The sequence below is a fragment of the Actinospica robiniae DSM 44927 genome, assembly GCF_000504285.1.
In the GTDB taxonomy this organism is placed as follows: domain Bacteria; phylum Actinomycetota; class Actinomycetes; order Streptomycetales; family Catenulisporaceae; genus Actinospica; species Actinospica robiniae.
Window position 1 is genome coordinate 7,554,609 of the sequence record NZ_KI632511.1, and the last position, 18,228, is coordinate 7,572,836.

Here is an 18,228-nt window from a genome sequence, read left to right on the forward strand (position 1 = left end):
CACGAACCCCTTCCGCTCCGGGCGTTTCCGTGATAGAAACGCGCCCGAGTTGTCGTGTTTGCCGTGGAGATCGCGCTCCGCGGGCCGAGCGAGGACGGGGAGGTCGATGCAGCTTCCGGATACGTCGTACTGGTCTGGCCACAGGGTGTTGGCTTTGGCGGAGCAGTACGAGCAGGAGGGCAGGCTCGAAGAGTGCTTCGAGCTCTACCGACGGGCGGCGCACCTGGTGGCGACGACGTTGCCTGCGGATCGGGCTGCGGCCCTGATCGGACGGATGATGGCGGCGGGGGCGGTGGTGGCCGCGGAGCAGGTGTTCCACGAGATCGTGGAGACCTGCGGTCCGCACCCCTCGTCGACCGCTTACACGGCGAGCGCGCTGATGGACGCCGGATCGCCCGAGCTGGCGTACTACTTCCTGGACGCCGTGCTGGCCAAGTACCAGAGCTCTGAGGGCGAGCTGGAGTCGCTGGCCGCGTACCTCAACGCGGGGCGACGCTCCGAGTTGGCGGTGTACGCGTTCACGGCGGCGGCGCGCAACAAGCCGGTCTCGACCGTGCTGCGCTACAGCGCGGTGCTGCGCAAACGCGGGCATTCGCGCTCGGCCGTGGACCTGCTGGTCTCGGTGGTGGCGGGGCGCCCGGACGACGTGGGCACCATGGTCGGCGCGCTGCGCAAGGGCGGCCGGGAGCGCGAGGTCGAGGCGGTGCTGGTGGGGTTGGCGACGGGCGCGAGCGACGAGGCGTGCGCGGCGCTGCTGGACTGCCTGGCCAAGGACGGCACGGACGCCGACGTCAGCGTTCTGATCGGTCTCTTCTCCAATCGGCCGTTCGCCTCGATGGCCGCGATCGCGAGCACCGTGGACTCGCCGGAGGCGGCCACGATGCTGGTGCCGGCGCTGCTCGCGGCGCCGCGGGAGCAGCAGGCCGCTTACTTCACCGCGGAGCAGGCGCAGCTCTCCTCATCCCAGCGGGGGAGGCTCGCCTCGCTGCTGGTGGCCTCGGCCCCGGACGAGTGCCCGGAGGCGCTGCTCTCCTGGTACGCCGCCTGGGCGGATCCGACCGGGGTGGTGTGGCTGGTGGAGCAGCTCGAGCGGGCCCGGATCCCGCTGGACCAGGTGCTGGCCGCGGCGGCCGGCCGGCGGGACTTCGCCAGCCTGCAGGAGGCGCTGCACCGCCTGGGCTCGCATCAGCTCTCTTACCGGCTGGCCGGGCTGCGCTCCGAATTCGGGCTCTGAGTCCGTGCGGACGGCCCCGGGAGGCGGATCCGGGGCCGGCTCATCCGCGCGGGGGAGACCGCGCGGATGACTCATGCCGCGGGGTGAGCCGGGGAAATCGATCTCGGCGGCGATCCGGCGAGGGGGGTGGCGGCGGCATCGTGGTGGGCGTAGGGATACGCCGATGGGGAGGACACCATGACTGCGATTCGCTTCGCCGCGAACGAGATCCTGCACGGCCGCCGGGAGCCGGAGGTCCGGCTGCTGGCCGGGTGCGCGCTGGCCCTGGTGCCGTGGATCGCGGTGCTGGCCGTGACCCTGCCCGCGCACACGGTGGCGCGCAACTGGTCGCTGGCCTGGTCCGGCTTCGACGTGCTGCTGGCGACGATGCTGGCCGGCACGGCCTGGCTGCGCCGGCGCGGGGACGCGCGGGTGGGAGCGCTGGCGGGCGCCAGCGCGGCGATGCTGGTGGCCGACGCCTGGTTCGACACCTCCACCTCCGCCAAGGGCTGGGACAGCGCGACGGCCGTGGTCAGCGCGGTGTTCATCGAGCTGCCGCTGGCGGCGATCTGCGCGCGGATGGCGCTGCGGGCCGGCCGCTGAGGCCCGGAAACGGGTGGCGGCCCCCCGGCGCCGGGTATGTAGGATGTGCCGGACTCTGTCGGCGGTTACGCCCATCGCGTCTACGCTGGCGGCAGGGACCGGTGCGCGGCGCCGGGCGGGATCGAGTGGGAGGCGCGGGGATGACTCGGCGGGCCTGGATTTTGTTCGCGACGATGTCGGTGATCTGGGGTGTCCCCTACCTGTTGATCAAGGTGGTGATGGACGCCGGGCTGACGCCGGGATTCCTGGTGTTCGGCCGGACCGCCATCGGCGCGCTGCTGCTGCTCCCGGTGGCGCTGCGCCGCGGGGTGATCCGGCCGGCGCTGGCGCACTGGCGGATGGTGCTGGCGTTCGCCGCGATCGAGATAGCCGTGCCCTGGTATCTGCTCAACTCGGCGGAGGAGCGGCTCAGCAGCAGCCTGGTGGCGCTGCTGATCGCGATGGTGCCGCTGGTGGGGACGGTCGTCGCCTGGCGGCTGGGGGATCGCACGGTGTTCTCGCCCGTGCGCTTGATCGGGCTGGCGGTCGGACTCGGCGGGGTGGGCGCCGTGGTCGGGTTGAATCTGACCGCGGGTGGGACGCCGGTGTGGGCGCTCGGCGCGGTGTGCGTCACCTGTGTGGGATACGCGATCGCGCCGATGATCGCGGACCGCAAGCTCAGCTCGGTTCCGTCGCTCGGCGTGGTGACAGTGTCGCTGACCGCGGTCGCCTTGGTGTACCTGCCGTTCGCGATCCTTCAGGCCCCGTCGCATCTGCCGCGGTGGAACGTGCTCGGCTCGATCGTGGCGCTCGGCGTGGTGTGCACGGCGACGGCGTTCGTGTGCTTCTTCGCCCTGATCGCCGAGGCCGGTTCGGTGCGCGCGACGGTGATCACGTACGTCAATCCGGCGGTGGCGCTGCTGGCCGGTGTGGCCGTGCTCGGCGAGCCGGTCACCGGCGGGATCGCCATCGGCTTCCCGCTGGTGCTGGTCGGCAGCTACCTGGCCACCCGGGCCACGCCGTCGAAGTCCGCCGACGCTACCGAAGCGCCGATCGCGCCCGCACCGGAACTGACCCTGAGCGAGGGCGCGGGCGCCTGACCGATCCGCGTCGCGTTACCTCTTGTCGCGGATCAGACACGTGATACGCGAAGTGCACACCCGCTTGCCGTGCTCATCGGTGATGGCCACCTCGTAGGTCGCGGTGCCGCGGCCGAGATGCAGCGGCGTCGCCGTGCCGGTGACGAGGCCGGAGACGGCCGCGCGGTGGTGGGTGGCGTTGATGTCGACGCCGACGACGAGCCGGCCGGGACCGGCGTGCAGCGCGGCGCCGATGGAGCCGAGGGTTTCGGCGAGGGCGACCGAGGCGCCGCCGTGCAGCAGCCCGAGGGGCTGCCGGTTGCCTTCCACCGGCATCGTCGCCACCAGGCGCTGGGCATCGAGTTCCTTGAACTCGATGCCGAGTTTCTCCGCGAGCTGGCCGCCGTCCCGGTAGACATCCCCGAAGATGCCCTCGAATCCGACGGGGACGGAAGGGGAGGACGCGTCGGTCATGCGATTCCTTTCGGCGGTTACGGCTGTCGGGCCCGTTCGTGTCGGTGCCTGCGCCTAGGATTCAAGCATGGCGACTAGCGCGAAGCCCGCGGGGGCCGAGAACGGACACGGAACCAGTGCGAAGAAACTGCTTCTGATCGACGGGCATTCCATGGCCTTCCGGGCGTTCTACGCCCTGCCCGCGGAGAAGTTCACCATCGCCGGCGGGGACCAGTCGACGAACGCGGTCTACGGCTTCACCGCGATGCTGGTCAACGTCGTGCGCGACGAGAAGCCGACGCACCTGGCCGTGTGCTTCGACGTCTCGCGCGCCGCGCTGGAGCGCACCGCGCTGTTTCCCGAGTACAAGGCGCAGCGCGCGGCGCCGCCGGAGCCGTTCCGCGGCCAGATCGACCTGATCGCGGATCTGATGGGCGCGCTGCGGGTGCCGGTCTTCCGCAAGGAGGGCTCGGAGGCGGACGACCTGATCGCGACGCTGACCACGCAGGCGGAGGCGGACGGGTTCCAGGTCGCCATCGTCTCCGGCGACCGGGACACCCTGCAGCTGGTCACCGACCAGGTCACCGTCCTCTACCCGCGCAAGGGCGTGCAGGACCTGACCAGGTTCACCCCGGCCGCGGTGCAGGAGAAGTACGAGCTGACCCCGCGGCAGTACCCGGACTTCGCGGCGCTGCGCGGGGATCCGTCGGACAACCTGCCCTCGGTGCCGGGGGTGGGGGAGAAGACCGCGGCGAAGTGGATCCGCGAGCACGGCAGCCTCGAGGCGTTGCTGGAGAACGTGGACGAGATCAAGGGCAAGGTCGGCGAGAGCCTGCGCGCGAACGTGGACGCGGTGCGGCTCAACCGGCGGCTGACCGAGCTGGACCGCCGGGTGGAGCTGGACCGCGGCCCGGGCGAGCTGGAGCGCTCCGCCGGGGACGCGGAGGCGGTGGACCGGCTCTTCGAGACCCTGCAGTTCCGGGTGCTGCGGCCGCGGGTGGCCGAGGTGTTCGGCCTGGACGGCGAGGCCGCGCCGGACGAAGCCGAGAGCGTCCCGCCGATCGAGGTGGACGGGCGGGTGCTCGGCACCGGCGAGGTCGCGGCCTGGCTGGCCGAGCACGCGAGCGGCACCGAGCTGCTGGGCATCGCGCTGACCGGCCGGTGGGGCCGCGGCGGCGGAGACGTGACGGCGCTGGCCATAGCGACCGCGTCGGGGCCGGCGGCCTGGGTGAACCCGACCGAGCTCGACCCGTCGGACGAGCAGGCCCTGCGCGGCTACCTCGGCGACGCGGCGAAGCCCAAGGCGCTGCACGACGCGAAGGGCCCGCTGCTGGCGCTGGACGCGCGCGGGCTGACCTTGGCCGGGCTGGCCGCGGACACCGCGCTGGCCGGGTACCTGGTGAATCCGGGGCAGCGCGGGGTGGAGCTGGCCGACCTGGCCCGGCAGTACCTGCACCAGGAGCTGGCCACGGCCCAGGAGGAGTCCGGGCAGCTCTCCCTCGACTCGCTGGCCGAGCCCGAGGGCGCGGCGGGCGCGCAGCAGCTGATGGCCGAGGCGCGGGCGATCGTGGACCTCGCGCCGGTGCTGCTGGCGAAGCTGGCCGAGGCGGGCACCGGCCGGCTGTTCGAGGAGGTGGAGCTGCCGTTGGTGGGCCTGCTGGAGCGGATGGAGCGGCGCGGCATCGCGGCCGGGCGGGACTACCTCGGCGAGCTCGAGGGGATGTTCGCCGCGGACGTGAAGCACTCGGTGGAGGAGGCGCACTCGGCGGTCGGCTCGCAGTTCAACCTCGGCTCGCCGAAGCAGCTGCAGGAGGTGCTCTTCGAGCAGTTGGGCCTGCCCACCAAGGGGATCAAGAAGACCAAGACCGGCTACACCACCGACGCGGACGCGCTGCAGTCGCTGGTGGGCAAGGCGACCGACGCCCGGCAGAGCGCCGCGCTGCTCGCGATCCTGCGGCACCGGGACGTGAGCAAGCTGCGCAGCACGGTCGAGGGCCTGATCAAGACGGTGGCCGAGGACAGCCGGATCCACTCGACCTTCAATCAGATGATCGCGGCCACCGGCCGCCTGTCCTCCACCGACCCGAACCTGCAGAACATCCCGGTGCGCACCGAGGAGGGCCGGCGCATCCGCAAGGCCTTCATCGCCGGCGAGGGCTACGACATGCTGATGACGGCCGACTACAGCCAGATCGAGATGCGGATCATGGCCCACCTGTCCGGAGACGAGGCGCTGATCGAGGCGTTCAACTCCGGTGAGGACCTGCACAGCTCGGTCGCCGCGCGGGTGTTCGGGGTGGAGCCGAAGCAGGTGGACGCGGAGCTGCGGCGCCGGGTCAAGGCGGTCTCCTACGGCCTGGCCTACGGGCAGTCGGCCTACGGCCTGTCCCAGGGTCTGGGGATCTCGAACGTCGAGGCCACCAAGATCATGGAGGGCTATTTCGCCCGCTTCGGCGGGGTGCGCGACTACCTGCGCGCGGTGGTGGACGAGGCGCGTCAGACGGGGTACACCGAGACCCTGCTCGGGCGGCGGCGCTACTTCCCCGACCTGACGTCGACGAACGTGCCGCGGCGTCAGATGGCCGAGCGGATGGCGCTGAACGCGCCGATCCAGGGTTCCGCCGCCGACATCATCAAGGTGGCTATGCTCAGAGTGGAGCGGGCCCTGACCGAGGCCGGGCTGCGCTCCCGCCTGCTGCTGCAGGTGCACGACGAACTCGTCCTGGAACTCGACGCGAAGGAGCAGCGGGAGGTCGAGGAACTGGTGCGCCGGGAGATGGCCGGCGCCTACGAGCTCAGGGTGCCGCTCGACGTCTCGGTCGGCGTGGGCGCGGACTGGCGGGAGGCGGGTCACTGAGCGCGCGCGGCCGAACACCGCACCGACCTGGCGTGACGTCCCGTTCGCGGCGGTTGTCACAGGTCTGTCACCGCCTTGTGTCCACCTTGCCGGGCAGCGATAAGGTGGCGGGGCACACCGACCAGAAGCAGGTGGACCCATGAGCATTACGGAAGCGCCCGCGCCGGCGCACCAGGGCACCACGCCCATGTCCAAGGAGCAGCGCGAGCAGTTCGAGCGCGACGGCTACCTTGTCATCCCGGGCGCGCTGAGCGCGGCCGAGGTGCAGCATTACACCGAAGTCATCGACCGGGTCTACGCGGCCGAGCAGGAGGCGCAGCGGCTCTCGCCCGAGGGCGCGATGCACATCTTGTCCGCGGTGCACCGCTGCCCCGAGGTGGCGCCCCTGGTGGACCACCCCGCGACCTTCCCGCTGGTCTGGTCGATCCTCGGCTGGAATGTGCACATCTACCACTCGCACCTCGACGTACACCCGCCGATCCGGGTGCCCAAGCCGTACCGGTTCGAGTGGCACCAGGACGGCGGCCGGCAGAACCGCGAGCTCGAGACCGACCCGCGGCCGCGGCTGTCGGTGAAGCTGGCGTACTGGCTCTCCGACGTCTCGGTCGAGGGCCGCGGCAACTTCAAGGTCGTGCCCGGCAGCCACCTGCAGAACTGGATAGAGGGTCCGCCGCGCCGCGACGTGGAGTGGCCCGAGCCCCCCGGCGCGGTCGAGGTGTGCGCCAACCCGGGCGACGCGGTCTTCTTCGACCGCCGGATCTGGCACACCCGGACGAACAACTACTCGGACGTGACCCGCAAGGCGATGTTCTTCGCCTACACCCTGCGCTGGATCGCGATCCGCGACGAGGTCGCCGCGGTGCAGGCCTCGCCCGAGTTCGACTCCTTCACCCCGGTCCAGCGCCAGCTGCTCGGCGAGTCGCTGCACCAGCCGCGGTTCGAGCACACCTACGGCGACCACCAGTGGGGCCACTACCCGGAGACCACTCCGCTGCACGGCTTCCTGAAGGAGAACGGCCTGCTCGACCCGGCCCACCCGCCGCTCAAGCCGTAGTGCTGTTTCAACCGAGATGCTGTTTCAACCCATGGCGCCGTTTCAACCGAGGTGCCGAGCCGGGTAGCCGGACAGACGCGAAAAACGGCCGCCCCCGACGCATCGTCGGGGGCGGCCGTTCGGCGTTCGATCAGGACCGCAGCGCCGCGCCGGTCGCGGCGGCGACCTGCTCCTCGGTGACGCCCGGGGCGAGCTCGCGCAGGACGAGGCCCTCGGGTTCGATGTCGATGACGGCCAGATCGGTGATGATCCGGTGCACCACCCGCCGGCCGGTCAGCGGCAGGGAGCAGGACTCGACGATCTTCGGGGTGCCGTCCTTCGCCGTGTGCTCCATCAGCACGATGACCCGCTTGGCGCCGTGGACCAGGTCCATCGCGCCGCCCATGCCCTTGACCATCTTGCCCGGGATCATCCAGTTGGCCAGGTCGCCGTCCTGCGAGACCTGCATCGCGCCGAGCACGGCCACGTCGATCTTCCCGCCGCGGATCATCGCGAACGAGGCGGCCGAGTCGAACAGCGCGGCGCCGGGCAGCAGGGTGACCGTCTCCTTGCCGGCGTTGATCAGATCCGCGTCCTCGTCCCCGGCGTAGGGGTACGGGCCGGTGCCGAGGATGCCGTTCTCCGACTGGAGCACGACGTGCACGCCCTCGGGCACGTAGTTCGGGATGAGCGTGGGCAGGCCGATGCCGAGGTTGACGTACTGACCGTCGCTCAGCTCGCGGGCCGCGCGGGACGCCATCTGCTCGCGGTCGAGCGCCATCGTCAGACTCCTTCTTCCGTGCGCGGACGCACGGTGCGCCGCTCGATCCGCTTGTCGGACACCGTCGCCTCGACCACCCGGTGCACGTGCACCCCGGGCAGCTGCACCGCGCTCGGCGGGATCTCTCCGGGCTCGACGATGCGTTCGGCCTCGAGCACGCACACGCGCCCGGCCATGGCCGCGAGCGGGTTGAAGTTCATCGCGGAGCCGTTGAACACGGCGTTGCCGTGCCGGTCCGCGATCGCCGCGCGCACCAGGGCGAAGTCGGTGACGATGGCCTCTTCCAGGATGTAGTCGCGGCCGCCGAAGCTGCGCACCTCCTTGGGCGGGGAGGCGAGGGCGACGGTGCCGTCTTCGTGATAGCGCCAGGGCAGGCCGCCTTCGGCCACCTGGGTGCCGACGCCGGTGGCGGTGTAGAACGCGGGGATGCCCGCGCCGCCGGCCCGCAGCCGTTCGGCCAGCGTGCCCTGCGGGGTGAGCTCCACCTCGAGTTCGCCGGAGAGGTACTGCCGGGCGAACTCCTTGTTCTCGCCCACGTAACTGCTGGTCATTCGGGAGATCCGGCCGGATTCGAGCAACAGCCCGAGGCCCCAGCCGTCCACGCCGCAGTTGTTCGAGACCACGCGCAGGTCTTGTGGACCGGACGCGAGAAGAGCGGCGATCAGAGTGGAGGGGATCCCGCACAGTCCGAACCCGCCGACGGCGATGGTGGCGCCGTCCGGGATGTCGGCCACGGCTTGAGCCGCGGCGACCACCTTGTCCATGTGACTTCCCTTGACTTCCTTGTCGTGTCGCCTGAAGACAACGGTCGTTCTCCCAGCACTGTAGTCTCGCCCGCCCGGCCTGGACGATCAGATGTCGCGGCGGCACATGCCCGGGTCCGGGATTGTGGCTACGGCTCACATGGGGGCGCGGCGGCCCAGTTCCTAGGGTCAGGCAGAGCTCAGTGAAAGACCTTCCGATCCCCATCCCCGCCCTTCGTAGGAGCCGCAATGTCGCGTCCTGCACCACACTCCGCCGGGCCTCGCCGCGTCCTGGCCGCGACCGGACTGCTCGCGCTGGCCGCGCTCGCGGCCGGCTGCGCGTCCCCGACCGGCGCGGCCTCGAGCGCCGCGTCCACCGGCTCGACCGTGAAGATCGGCATCATCACCTCCGAATCAGGGCCCTACGCCCCGTACGGCACGGAGTATCTGGCCGGGCTCAAGGCGGGCCTGAGCTATCTGAGCAAGGGCACCGACGTCATCGACGGCCACAAGGTGCAACTCGTGGTCGAGGACGACGCGGACAGCCCGGCCACCGCCGTGGCCGACGCCAAGGGCCTGATCGGCCAGGGCGTGGAGATGATCGGCGGTTCGGTGGACTCGGCCATCGCGCTGCAGGTGGCCGCGGTCGCGGCGCAGAACAAGGTGCTCGACATCGCCGGCCCGGCCGCGGTCGACCAGCTCGACAACCTCAACCGCTACACCTTCCGCTCGGGCCGCGAGTCCTACCAGGACATCGCCACCGCGGGCACCTTCGTCGGCACCCTGTCCGGCAAGAAGGTCGTGGTGCTCGCGCAGGACAGCGAGTTCGGCACGGCGAACGTCACCGGGGTCAAGGCCGTGCTCGGCGCGCAGGGCGCCTCGGTGAGCAGCGTGCTGGTGCCGCTGACCGCTACCGACTTCACACCGTTCACCGCGAAGATCCTGGCGGCCAAGCCCGACCTGCTGTTCGTCGCCTGGGCCGGGACGAACGCCACCTCGATGTGGACGGCGCTGAACCAGCAGGGCGTGCTCTCGGCCACCGAGGTGGTCACCGGACTGGCCAACGTGGCCACGTATCCGGCGACCGGGCCGGCCGGCTCGAAGATCGAGTTCCTGGCGCACTACTTCCCGGGCGCGGGCGGCGGCAACGCCTACGAGACCGCGATGACGAAGCTGGTGACCGAGTCCGGCGGCACGGTGGACCTGTTCACCCCGGACGGGTTCACCGCGATGCAGATGTTCGCGCACGCGCTCGAGGCCTCGCCCACCGATGTCGATGCCATGATCAAGGCGCTGGAGGGCTGGTCCTTCCCGGGCGTGGAGGGCCAGTACACCGTGCGCGCCTCGGACCACGCGCTGCTCCAGCCGGAGTTCGAGGCCAAGCTCACCGGGTCGGGCACGACCTGGACCCCGCAGCTGGTCAAGACGGTGGACCCGGCCTCGATCGCGCCGCCAGCGCCGGCCGTCCCGGCCTGGATCACGTCAGGGTCCTGATGGAACTGCAGACCGTTCGGAACCCGGCCGCCGCGCCGGTCGACGAGCGTCCCGCCCTCGCGCTGGCCGGCCTCGGCTGGCGCGTGGGCGGGCGCACCGTGCTGGACGAGGTCACCCTGGACGTGCGCGCCGGCGAGCTGCTGGCGGTGATCGGGCCGAACGGGGCGGGCAAGACCTCGCTGTTCAACCTGATCACCGGGCTGACCAGGCCCACCTCGGGCCGGGTGCGCGTGCACGGCCGGGACGTGACCGCGCTGCCCGCGCACCGCCGGGTGCGCTGCGGACTCGGACGCACGTTCCAGACCTCGAGCGTGCTGCCCGGCCTGACCGTGGCCGAGAACGCCGAGCTGGCGGCGCAGGCCGCGATCAGCGGGCCGTACGGCAGCCTCAAGCCGTGGGGCCGGATCGGCGCGAAGGCGAGGAGCACCGCGGCCGAGGCGCTCGAGCGCACCCGGCTGACGGCCGACTCCGGCCGCCGGGCCGGTTCGCTCTCGCACGGCGGCAAGCGCAAGCTCGAGCTCGCGATCCTGCTGGCCGGCCAGGCCGCGCGGCCCGCGCACGCCGTGGCCGGGCAGGTGCTGCTGCTCGACGAGCCGATGGCCGGCATGGCGGTGGAGGAAGTGCCCGAACTCACAGCCCTGATCCGGGAGATCCACGCCGCCGGCGCGACGATCCTCATGGTGGAGCACCACATGGAGGTCGTGCTGGGGCTCGCCGAGCGGGTCGCGGTGCTGCACCACGGCGCACTGCTCGCCTGCGCGGCGCCGCATGAGATCACCGAGAACCCCGTGGTGCGCGAAGCCTATCTGGGAGAGCCGCTGTGACCGACGTGATGAAGGGCGTTGATCCGCTGCTCGAGCTCGACGACGTCCGGGTGAGGCTCGGCGGCAGCGCGATCCTGCACGGCGTCTCGTTCGCCGTGGCCGGCACCGGCGTCACCGCGCTGCTCGGGCGCAACGGCGTCGGTAAGACCACGACCGCCAAGTCGATCCTCGGCCTGTACCCGGCCACCGGTTCGATCCGGCTGGACGGGCGCGAACTGCTCGGCCTGCCCACGCACACGGTGGCCCGCCTCGGCATCGGCTACGTGCCGGAGGACCGCGGCGTGTTCGCCGGGCTGAGTGTGGCCGAGAACCTGCGGCTGGCCGAGCCGCGGGAGCGGGCCAAGGCCGGCTACGAGCGCGTCTACGAGCTCTTCCCCGTGCTCAAGGCGCGCGCCGCCCAGGCCGCCGGGACGCTCTCCGGCGGCGAGCAGCAGATGCTCGCGATCGGCCGGATCCTGTTGCGCCGCAACCGTCTCCTGGTCGTCGACGAGCCGACCAAGGGCCTGTCCCCGAAGGTGGCCGCCGAGGTGGCCCGCGCCTTGAAGGAGGTGGCCGAGACCGTGCCGATCCTGTTGATCGAGCAGAACCTGAGCGTGGTGCGCACGATGGCCGGCCGGGCCGTCGTGCTCGACACCGGGCACGTCGCGCACCGCGGCGACACCCGTGAGCTGCTGGCCGACCCGGCCCGCACGAACGAGCTGCTCGGCGTCTCCACGGCGCGGGCCGACGCGCGTCGAGGGGGTGCGGCGTCATGACCACCGTGGTGCTGCTGACCGCGACCGGGTTCGGCCTGGCCGCGCTCTACTTCCTCGTCGCCTCCGGCCTGACGCTGATCTTCGGCCTGATGGACGTGCTCAACTTCGCCCACGGCGCGTTCGTCGGCCTCGGCGGATACGTCGGGTGGACCGTGGCCGACCAGCTCTCGGGCACGGTCGGCCTTCTCGCCGCGCTGCTCGCCGGGGTGGCCGCCGGCGCCGGCGCTGCCGCGCTGACCGAACTCGCGATCATCAGGCCCCTCTATGGGCGCCAGCTCGACCAGGTGCTGGCCACGGTCGGCCTGGGGCTCGCCATTCCGGCGCTGCTGCAGGCGATCTGGGGCGCCGACGCGCGGCTGTGGACGCTGCCGAGCTGGCTGGGCGGCACCGTCGACCTGTTCGGCGCGCACGTCCCGAGCGTCCGCTTCCTGCTGATCGGCCTGGCCGTGGCGCTGCTGGTCGGCCTGCGGCTGCTGCTCGCGCGTACCCGCGCGGGTCTGATCGTGCGCGCGGGCGTGGAGGACCGGGAGATGGTCACCGCGCTGGGCATCGACGTGCGCCGGGCCAACCTGGCCGTGTTCACCCTCGGCGGCGGCGCGGCCGGACTCGGCGGCGCGCTGTTCGGGCTCTATCAGGGCTCGGTCTCTCCGGGGGACGGCACCTCGCTGCTCATCTTCGCGTTCGTCGTCGTCGTGCTCGGCGGCACCGGCTCGATCGCCGGGACCGCGCTCGCCGCCGTGGCGGTGGGTCTGGTCCAGCAGTACGCCGACTACGCCTCGGCCAGCCTCGGCGACGAGTCGGTCGTGCTGCTGCTCGCCGCGGTGCTTTTGCTGCGCCGCCGCAGTCGTCTGCAAGGGAGGCCCGCGTGAATGCCCTGAGTTCGCTTTGGCGAAGTGGCCCGCTCGCCTCTCGCTGGGTGCGCGCGGCGCTGCTGTTCGCCCTGCTCTACGCCCTGCCGTATTCGACCGTGCAGATCCCCGGTGTGTTCGACGGACCGTTCGACGCGCCCGGGGTGCTGCAGCTGCTGGCCGTCTGCCTGGTCTTCGCCGGGCTCGCGATCAGCTACGACCTGCTGTTCGGGCACACCGGCGTGATGTCCTTCGGGCACGGCATGTTCGTGACCGGCGGCATGTATCTGACCACCATCCTGGTCAACCACGCCGGGTACGGGCTCTGGGTCTCCGCCGCGGCCGGTCTCGCGATCGCGTCGGTGGCGGCGGTGGTGCTCGGCGGCGTCGCGTTGCGGGTCGAGGGGATCGGGTTCGCCATGGTCACCCTGGCCTTCGGCCAGGCCGTCTCGATCCTGGTGATCTCCGGATCGCCGCAGCTGACCGGCGGCGAGCAGGGCGAGACGCTGAACGGCGACGCCGTTCCCGCGGCGCTGAGCGGGGTGCGCAACACGGCGAACCTGTACTGGATCGCCCTGGCGTACCTGGCCGTGTGCGCGCTCGTCGTCTGGGGTCTGACCGCCTCCATGCCGGGCCGCGTGATGCGCGCGCTCCGCGAGAACGAGCGGCGGGTGGAGGTGCTGGGACTGAATCCGTACCTGTTCAAGCTGCTCGCCTTCGTGGTCGCCGGCGTGCTCGCGGCCGGTGGCGGAGTGGTCTACCTGCTGCTGCTCGGCGGCGCGACGCCCACGGTGTCCGACTCCAACTTCACGCTCAGCCTTCTGGTCATGGCGGTATTGGGTGGGACGGGGCGCCGATGGGGAGCAATTATCGGAGGAGTGCTCTACGGCTATGCCAGCCAGTCGCTGACCCGGGTCTCCGGATCGGCCGCGGTGGCGGGGCTGCCCGGGGTGCTGCGCGGACCGCTCGAGCAGCCGCTGTTCCTGCTCGGCGCCGCGTTCGTGCTGGTGGTGTTCTTCGCGCCGGGCGGGCTGGCCGGACGCTCGCGCGCGGGAGCCCGGACACAGGAGGGTTGATGACTGGCTGGCGGGAGTACACCGAATCCCGGGTCGCGGTCCCGGGCGGGGAGCTGGCGGTGCTGCACTGGGCGGCGACGGTCCCGGACGCCCCGGTCCTGCTGCTCGCGCACGGGATCACCGCGAACGCGCTGGTCTGGTCCAGCGTGGTGGCGGAGCTGGCCGGCCGGGCCGAGGTGATCGCCCCGGACCTGCGCGGGCGCGCGGGCTCCCGGGGGATCACCGGTCCTTGGGGGATCACCAGGGAGGCGCAGGACCTCGTCGCCGTGCTCGACGCGTTCGGCATCGACCGGGTGCCGGTGCTGGGCGGGCATTCCCTCGGCGCGTTCGTCGGCGCGACGGCGGCCCTCGGCCACCCGGAGCGGTTCGGCCGCTTCGTCGCGGTGGACGGCGGGCTCGGGTTCCCGCTGCCGTCCGGGGCCGATCCGGACGCCGTGCTCGAGGCGGTGGTCGGTCCGGCGGTGAAGAAGCTCTCGATGACCTTCGCCGACGCCGCGGCCTACCTCGACTTCCACCGCGCCCATCCGTCGTTCGTGGGCAACTGGTCCGAGCCCCTGACGGCCTATCTGGTGCGCGACACGCTGGTGCTGCCGGACGGCCGGGCGGTCTCCTCGTGCGTCGAGGACGCGATCCGCGCGGACGGGAGGCAGGTGATCGTCGAGCCGGGGCTGCGCACGGCGATCAACGAGCTGACGTGCCCGGTGGAGTTCGTCTACGCGGCACGGGGGATGCTCAACGAGGAGCAGGCGCTGTATGACGAATCGCGTCTCGTGCTCGGCGGGCTCGATCGGGACAAGGTGCGCGTCGAGCTGGTGCCGGGCACGAACCACTACACCGTCGTCGGGCCCGGCGCCGGAGCGCGGGCGATCGTAAGAGCCCTGCTCCGCTGAGCGAATCACCCGGTTGCCTCGGGAGGGGTTCCCGGGGCACCGCGGATCCGGACTCTAGCCTGGCGCCATGATTCCTGCACTGCGCAAAGTAGCTGAGTGCTCGCGTCGCGTGTCGCGCCCGGTCCTGGTCGGCGCGGGCTCGCTGGCCGTGATCGCCGCGGCGGCGGGCCCTGCCGCCGCTGACCCGACGGCGGGCCGGGGCGCGCCCTCCGCGCCCGCCTCGACGGTCGCGTTCTGGGGCTCCTTCGGCACCGCCGGGTCGGTCAGCAGCCCGCTCACCACGCCTTTCCCGGTCTACCTGCCGGGCGCGGTCAGGCAGATCGGCACGTCCAACTCGACGGCCTACGCGCTGCTGACGAACGGCAGCGTGTACGCGTGGGGTCTGGGTGCCAACGGGCAGCTGGGCGTGCCGCTGCGGGTCAAGCTGCCCGGCCGGGTGCGCGAGGCGTTCCTCGGCGGATCGCTGCCGCGCAACGGGCAGACCCTGGTCCTGCTCGACAACGGCAGCCTCTACGCGTGGGGCGACGGGCGCCACTACCAGCTCGGCACCGGCACCACCGCGTCGCAGCCCTCTCCGGTGCGGGTTCCGCTGCGGCCCGGCCTGCGTTTCACGAAGATCGCCACCAGCGGCGCGACCTCCTACGGCATCACCCGCGGCGGTGACCTCTACGCCTGGGGCGACAACGAGTTCGGGCAGGTGGGCAACGGCAGCAAGGTGAACGCGCCGGCCCCCGTGTTCGTCCTCGGCGGGGTCCGGGACGCCTCCGGGACCAACTTCGATGTCGCCGTCAGCCTGCGCGACGGCGGGTCGTACCGGCGCTAGTTCGAAGACACGGCTTAGCGCAGCCGGTGCAGCCGCAGCGCGAGCTGCAGTTCGAGGGCGCGGTCTGGTGCCTGCCAGTCCGCGCCCAGCAGTTTGCCGATCCGTTCCAGCCGCTGGGTGACCGTATTGACGTGCACGTGGAGACGGTCCTTGGCGCGCATCAGGTTGCCGCCGCAGGCGAAGTAGGCCTCGAGCGTGCGCAGCAGGTCGGTCTGCCTGCGCGCGTCGTACTCCAGCACCGGGCCGAGGGTCTCCTCGACGAAGCCGGGCACCTGACCGCCGCCGAGCAGCAGACCGACGAAGCCCAGGTCGGCCGCGCAAGCGCCGTCACCGATACGGCCGAGCGCGAGCAGCGCGCCGAGGCAGCGATCTGCTTCCTCGAACAGCGCGGCCACGGCCAGCGGGCCGAACGCCGGACCGGCGGCGCCGGCGGTGACGGGTCGTTGGATCGCCGCGTGCAGGTGGTGTACGACGTCGCGCGCGGTGGCGGTCGGCTCGGTGCCGGGCAGCAGCAAGACGATGGTGCCGGACCGCTCGCCGGCCAGGCCGTGGCGGGTCGCGGCGAGATGCGCGGCGGCCGAGGCGAGCCTGCGCCGGTCGGCGTCCTCGGCGCGTGCCACCACGAGTATGTGTGCTGCGTCGAGATCCGCGGAAAGCCGGCGGGCGCGCTCGCGTAGACCGGAGACGTCCGGGTCGGGGCGGCCGACGGCGTCGAGAAGATCAGTCAGCAGCTCGCCGCGCACCTGATGCTCGGCCTCGCGCACCGAACGCTCCGTCAGCAACCGCAGAGCGGTGACCATGGCTGCCCGTTCCAGGATGCGTTGGTCGGCCTTGCCCAGGTCGGCCGGCCCGCGGAACGCCAGTGTGCCCAGGTGTTCGCCGCCGGCCTGCACGGCCGCGATCCACCGCCCGGACGCGAACACGGCGCGGCCAGTGCGCTCGGACTCCGCGGCCGCGGCCTCCACGCCGATTCCGTGCGCGTCGGCCTCCGTGCCGTGCAGGACCCGGCCCTGATCATCCGTCAGGCAGACCGCGCCGCCGAGCAGTTCGCTGACCGAGGCCGCTAACTCGCCGAGCCCGGCGCCGTGCAGCAGCAGACCGGTGAGCGCCTCGTGCGCCTCGGCCGCGCGCTCGACCGCCGCGCTGTTCTCCCGGATGACCCGGCTGGCCTCGGCCAGCTCGGCCAGCGCCGCTTTGGTCTCAGCGAGCTGATTGGCCGACTCGATGGCGATCGCCGCGTGGGTGGCGAGCGAGCCGAGCAGGGCTAGCTCGTTGCGGGTGAACGGCCGCACGGACCGGTCGGCGGCGAAGAGCACGCCGATGACCTTGCCGTTGACCAGCAACGGCACGCCCAGGATGGCGACCAGCCCCTCGTCGTGCACGGCGCTGTCGATGCTGCGCGTGTGCCGGAAGCGGTCGTCGTTGAAGTAGTCCGCGGTGGCGTAGGGCGACGCGGTCTGCGCGACCAGGCCGCCGAGGCCTTCGCCCATGCCCAGGCGCACCCGCTGGAACTCGGCCGAGACCGAGCCCGCGGTCACCCGCATGTAGGTGTCGCCCGCACGCTCGTCGTGCAAGGACAGGTACGCCACATCGGTGCCGAGCAGCTTACGGGCGCGGATCACGATCGCGCGCAGGACCTCGTCCAGGTCGTGCAGCCCGGCCAGGTCGCCGGCCGTCTCGAACAGCGCGGTCAGCTCGTTCTCCCGGCGGCGCTGCTCGCGCAGGGTCGCGCGCACCCGCAGCGCGAGCGTCCGGCCCTGCTCGGCCTCCGCGACCCGCTCGGGGCCCGCGCCCTCGGCCCGCGCCCGGCGCACCGGCTCGTCGTACTCGGCGGACGCGGCGTCTCGGGCGAGCAGGCCGAGGTAGACCAGATCCGCGCTGCTCATGATGGTTCGGCGCATCCTTCCGAGAGGGTTTCGCTGAGGGTTTCCCCGCGAGCTTCGTGCGAGCGGGCCGGGTCGGGCGGCTCGGGGTGTGGAGGCTACTGCGCCGTCCAGGCGCCGTCCATGGCGAGCGAGGCGCCGTTGACGAAGGCGGCCGAGGGCGAGCACAGGTAGAGCACGAGATCGGCCACCTGGCCGGGTTCGATCAGCCGCTTGGTGGCGGAGCGGGCCAGCAGCACCTTCTCCACCACCTCCTGCTCGTCGATCCCGTGCGCGGCGGCCTGGTCCGCGATCTGCTTCTCCACCAGCGGCGTGCGCACATAGCCGGGGTTGACGCAGTTGGAGGTCACCCCGTGCGGGCCGCCCTCGACCGCGGCGACCTTCGAGAGGCCCTCGAGCGCGTGCTTGGCGGTGACGTAGCCGGCCTTGTAGGGCGAGGCACGCAGCCCGTGCACCGAGGAGATGTTCACGATCCGGCCCCAGCTCTGGCCGTACATGTGCGGCAGCGCGGAGCGCATCAGGTGGAACGGCGCCTCGACCATCACCGCGAGCATCCGGTGGAAGACGTCCGGCGGGAACTGCTCGATCGGGCGCACCACCTGGAAGCCCGCGTTGTTGACCACGATGTCGGCGTCCGCGGCCAGCGCGGCCGCGGCCCCCGGGTCGGTCAGGTCCACGGTGTGCGCCTCGCCGCCCACGGCCTCGGCCACCTCGCGCGCGCCCTCGGCGTCGAGGTCGAGCACCCGCACCTTCGCCCCGGCCCCGGCCAGCACCTCGGCGCAGGCCCGGCCGATCCCGCTGGCCGCCCCGGTGACCACGGCGGTGCGGCCGCCGAGGTCCACGCTGCCTCCGCCGGCGGCCCACTCGGCCGCGTCCTCGATCCTCGTCATGAAC

General features: G+C 72.1%; 17 protein-coding genes. 12 read left to right on the forward strand and 5 right to left on the reverse strand.

The window, feature by feature from the left end; translation table 11 throughout:
* The first annotated feature begins 154 nt into the window (after positions 1-154).
* The 3 genes from ACTRO_RS32550 to ACTRO_RS32560 all read left to right on the forward strand — a co-directional run bounded on the left by ACTRO_RS32550 (position 155) and on the right by ACTRO_RS32560 (position 2,895).
* Entirely contained in the window at positions 155-1,234 is a 1,080-nt protein-coding gene (locus tag ACTRO_RS32550) for a hypothetical protein (protein ID WP_034269338.1), read from the forward strand.
* 177 nt (positions 1,235-1,411) lie between these two features.
* Positions 1,412-1,816 carry a hypothetical protein gene (locus ACTRO_RS32555; RefSeq protein ID WP_063628115.1) on the forward strand — a complete coding sequence of 135 codons (405 nt, stop codon included), beginning with the start codon at positions 1,412-1,414 and terminating at the stop codon, positions 1,814-1,816.
* A 140-nt stretch (positions 1,817-1,956) separates the two neighbouring features.
* The gene (locus ACTRO_RS32560; RefSeq protein ID WP_034269341.1) at positions 1,957-2,895 is read left to right on the forward strand and encodes a DMT family transporter; all 939 of its coding nucleotides are present in this window, start codon (positions 1,957-1,959) and stop codon (positions 2,893-2,895) included.
* A gap of 15 nt (positions 2,896-2,910) precedes the next feature.
* Here ACTRO_RS32560 and ACTRO_RS32565 read toward each other — a convergent pair whose 3' ends face one another.
* Entirely contained in the window at positions 2,911-3,348 is a 438-nt protein-coding gene (locus ACTRO_RS32565; RefSeq protein WP_034269344.1) for a hotdog fold thioesterase, read from the reverse strand.
* A 67-nt stretch (positions 3,349-3,415) separates the two neighbouring features.
* Between ACTRO_RS32565 and polA the strand changes: the two genes are divergently transcribed.
* Together polA and ACTRO_RS32575 are read left to right on the forward strand one after the other, a co-directional pair.
* A complete protein-coding gene (gene polA, locus ACTRO_RS32570; RefSeq protein WP_034269347.1) occupies positions 3,416-6,184 on the forward strand; it encodes a DNA polymerase I in 2,769 nt (922 codons plus the stop codon).
* A 139-nt stretch (positions 6,185-6,323) separates the two neighbouring features.
* Complete coding sequence (locus tag ACTRO_RS32575; RefSeq protein ID WP_034269349.1) at positions 6,324-7,238, forward strand: phytanoyl-CoA dioxygenase family protein; 915 nt, start codon at positions 6,324-6,326, stop codon at positions 7,236-7,238.
* Between the two features lie 130 nt (positions 7,239-7,368).
* Here ACTRO_RS32575 and ACTRO_RS32580 read toward each other — a convergent pair whose 3' ends face one another.
* Positions 7,369-7,998 carry a CoA transferase subunit B gene (locus ACTRO_RS32580; protein ID WP_034269352.1) on the reverse strand — a complete coding sequence of 210 codons (630 nt, stop codon included), beginning with the start codon at positions 7,996-7,998 and terminating at the stop codon, positions 7,369-7,371.
* A 2-nt stretch (positions 7,999-8,000) separates the two neighbouring features.
* Positions 8,001-8,762 carry a CoA transferase subunit A gene (locus tag ACTRO_RS32585; RefSeq protein WP_034269355.1) on the reverse strand — a complete coding sequence of 254 codons (762 nt, stop codon included), beginning with the start codon at positions 8,760-8,762 and terminating at the stop codon, positions 8,001-8,003.
* A 228-nt stretch (positions 8,763-8,990) separates the two neighbouring features.
* Here ACTRO_RS32585 and ACTRO_RS32590 point away from each other — a divergent pair, with 228 nt between their 5' ends.
* From ACTRO_RS32590 to ACTRO_RS32620, 7 genes are all read left to right on the forward strand, one after another.
* Positions 8,991-10,235 carry a substrate-binding domain-containing protein gene (locus tag ACTRO_RS32590; protein WP_034269358.1) on the forward strand — a complete coding sequence of 415 codons (1,245 nt, stop codon included), beginning with the start codon at positions 8,991-8,993 and terminating at the stop codon, positions 10,233-10,235.
* Positions 10,235-11,059 (forward strand): ABC transporter ATP-binding protein, encoded by an 825-nt coding sequence (locus ACTRO_RS32595; RefSeq protein WP_034269360.1) that lies wholly within the window; start codon positions 10,235-10,237, stop codon positions 11,057-11,059. Before ACTRO_RS32590 ends, ACTRO_RS32595 begins: the two co-directional genes overlap by 1 nt.
* Before the next feature lie 8 nt (positions 11,060-11,067).
* Entirely contained in the window at positions 11,068-11,814 is a 747-nt protein-coding gene (locus ACTRO_RS32600) for an ATP-binding cassette domain-containing protein (protein WP_034277726.1), read from the forward strand.
* A complete protein-coding gene (locus ACTRO_RS32605; protein WP_034269362.1) occupies positions 11,811-12,683 on the forward strand; it encodes a branched-chain amino acid ABC transporter permease in 873 nt (290 codons plus the stop codon). Before ACTRO_RS32600 ends, ACTRO_RS32605 begins: the two co-directional genes overlap by 4 nt.
* Positions 12,680-13,738, forward strand: coding sequence for a branched-chain amino acid ABC transporter permease (locus ACTRO_RS32610; protein ID WP_084316680.1), 1,059 nt, complete (start codon positions 12,680-12,682; stop codon positions 13,736-13,738). Before ACTRO_RS32605 ends, ACTRO_RS32610 begins: the two co-directional genes overlap by 4 nt.
* A complete protein-coding gene (locus ACTRO_RS32615) occupies positions 13,738-14,628 on the forward strand; it encodes an alpha/beta fold hydrolase (RefSeq protein ID WP_034269367.1) in 891 nt (296 codons plus the stop codon). Before ACTRO_RS32610 ends, ACTRO_RS32615 begins: the two co-directional genes overlap by 1 nt.
* A 67-nt stretch (positions 14,629-14,695) precedes the next feature.
* Positions 14,696-15,451, forward strand: coding sequence for an RCC1 domain-containing protein (locus ACTRO_RS32620; protein WP_084316681.1), 756 nt, complete (start codon positions 14,696-14,698; stop codon positions 15,449-15,451).
* A 14-nt stretch (positions 15,452-15,465) separates the two neighbouring features.
* Here ACTRO_RS32620 and ACTRO_RS32625 read toward each other — a convergent pair whose 3' ends face one another.
* Positions 15,466-17,337 (reverse strand): helix-turn-helix domain-containing protein, encoded by a 1,872-nt coding sequence (locus tag ACTRO_RS32625; RefSeq protein ID WP_084316682.1) that lies wholly within the window; start codon positions 17,335-17,337, stop codon positions 15,466-15,468.
* A gap of 95 nt (positions 17,338-17,432) precedes the next feature.
* A complete protein-coding gene (locus ACTRO_RS32630) occupies positions 17,433-18,224 on the reverse strand; it encodes a 3-hydroxybutyrate dehydrogenase (protein WP_034269375.1) in 792 nt (263 codons plus the stop codon).
* Positions 18,225-18,228 lie beyond the last annotated feature (4 nt).

Bases quoted from the DNA above. Each gene is read 5' to 3' on its own strand.
- ACTRO_RS32620 (WP_084316681.1), top strand. From the start codon at position 14,696: ATGATTCCTGCACTGCGCAAAGTAGCTGAGTGCTCGCGTCGCGTGTCG.
- ACTRO_RS32590 (WP_034269358.1), top strand. From the start codon at position 8,991: ATGTCGCGTCCTGCACCACACTCCGCCGGGCCTCGCCGCGTCCTGGCC.
- polA (WP_034269347.1), top strand. From the start codon at position 3,416: ATGGCGACTAGCGCGAAGCCCGCGGGGGCCGAGAACGGACACGGAACC.
- ACTRO_RS32595 (WP_034269360.1), top strand. From the start codon at position 10,235: ATGGAACTGCAGACCGTTCGGAACCCGGCCGCCGCGCCGGTCGACGAG.
- ACTRO_RS32600 (WP_034277726.1), top strand. From the start codon at position 11,068: ATGAAGGGCGTTGATCCGCTGCTCGAGCTCGACGACGTCCGGGTGAGG.
- ACTRO_RS32575 (WP_034269349.1), top strand. From the start codon at position 6,324: ATGAGCATTACGGAAGCGCCCGCGCCGGCGCACCAGGGCACCACGCCC.
- ACTRO_RS32615 (WP_034269367.1), top strand. From the start codon at position 13,738: ATGACTGGCTGGCGGGAGTACACCGAATCCCGGGTCGCGGTCCCGGGC.
- ACTRO_RS32605 (WP_034269362.1), top strand. From the start codon at position 11,811: ATGACCACCGTGGTGCTGCTGACCGCGACCGGGTTCGGCCTGGCCGCG.
- ACTRO_RS32585 (WP_034269355.1), bottom strand. From the start codon at position 8,762: ATGGACAAGGTGGTCGCCGCGGCTCAAGCCGTGGCCGACATCCCGGAC.
- ACTRO_RS32580 (WP_034269352.1), bottom strand. From the start codon at position 7,998: ATGGCGCTCGACCGCGAGCAGATGGCGTCCCGCGCGGCCCGCGAGCTG.
- ACTRO_RS32555 (WP_063628115.1), top strand. From the start codon at position 1,412: ATGACTGCGATTCGCTTCGCCGCGAACGAGATCCTGCACGGCCGCCGG.
- ACTRO_RS32565 (WP_034269344.1), bottom strand. From the start codon at position 3,348: ATGACCGACGCGTCCTCCCCTTCCGTCCCCGTCGGATTCGAGGGCATC.
- ACTRO_RS32630 (WP_034269375.1), bottom strand. From the start codon at position 18,224: ATGACGAGGATCGAGGACGCGGCCGAGTGGGCCGCCGGCGGAGGCAGC.
- ACTRO_RS32625 (WP_084316682.1), bottom strand. From the start codon at position 17,337: ATGAGCAGCGCGGATCTGGTCTACCTCGGCCTGCTCGCCCGAGACGCC.
- ACTRO_RS32560 (WP_034269341.1), top strand. From the start codon at position 1,957: ATGACTCGGCGGGCCTGGATTTTGTTCGCGACGATGTCGGTGATCTGG.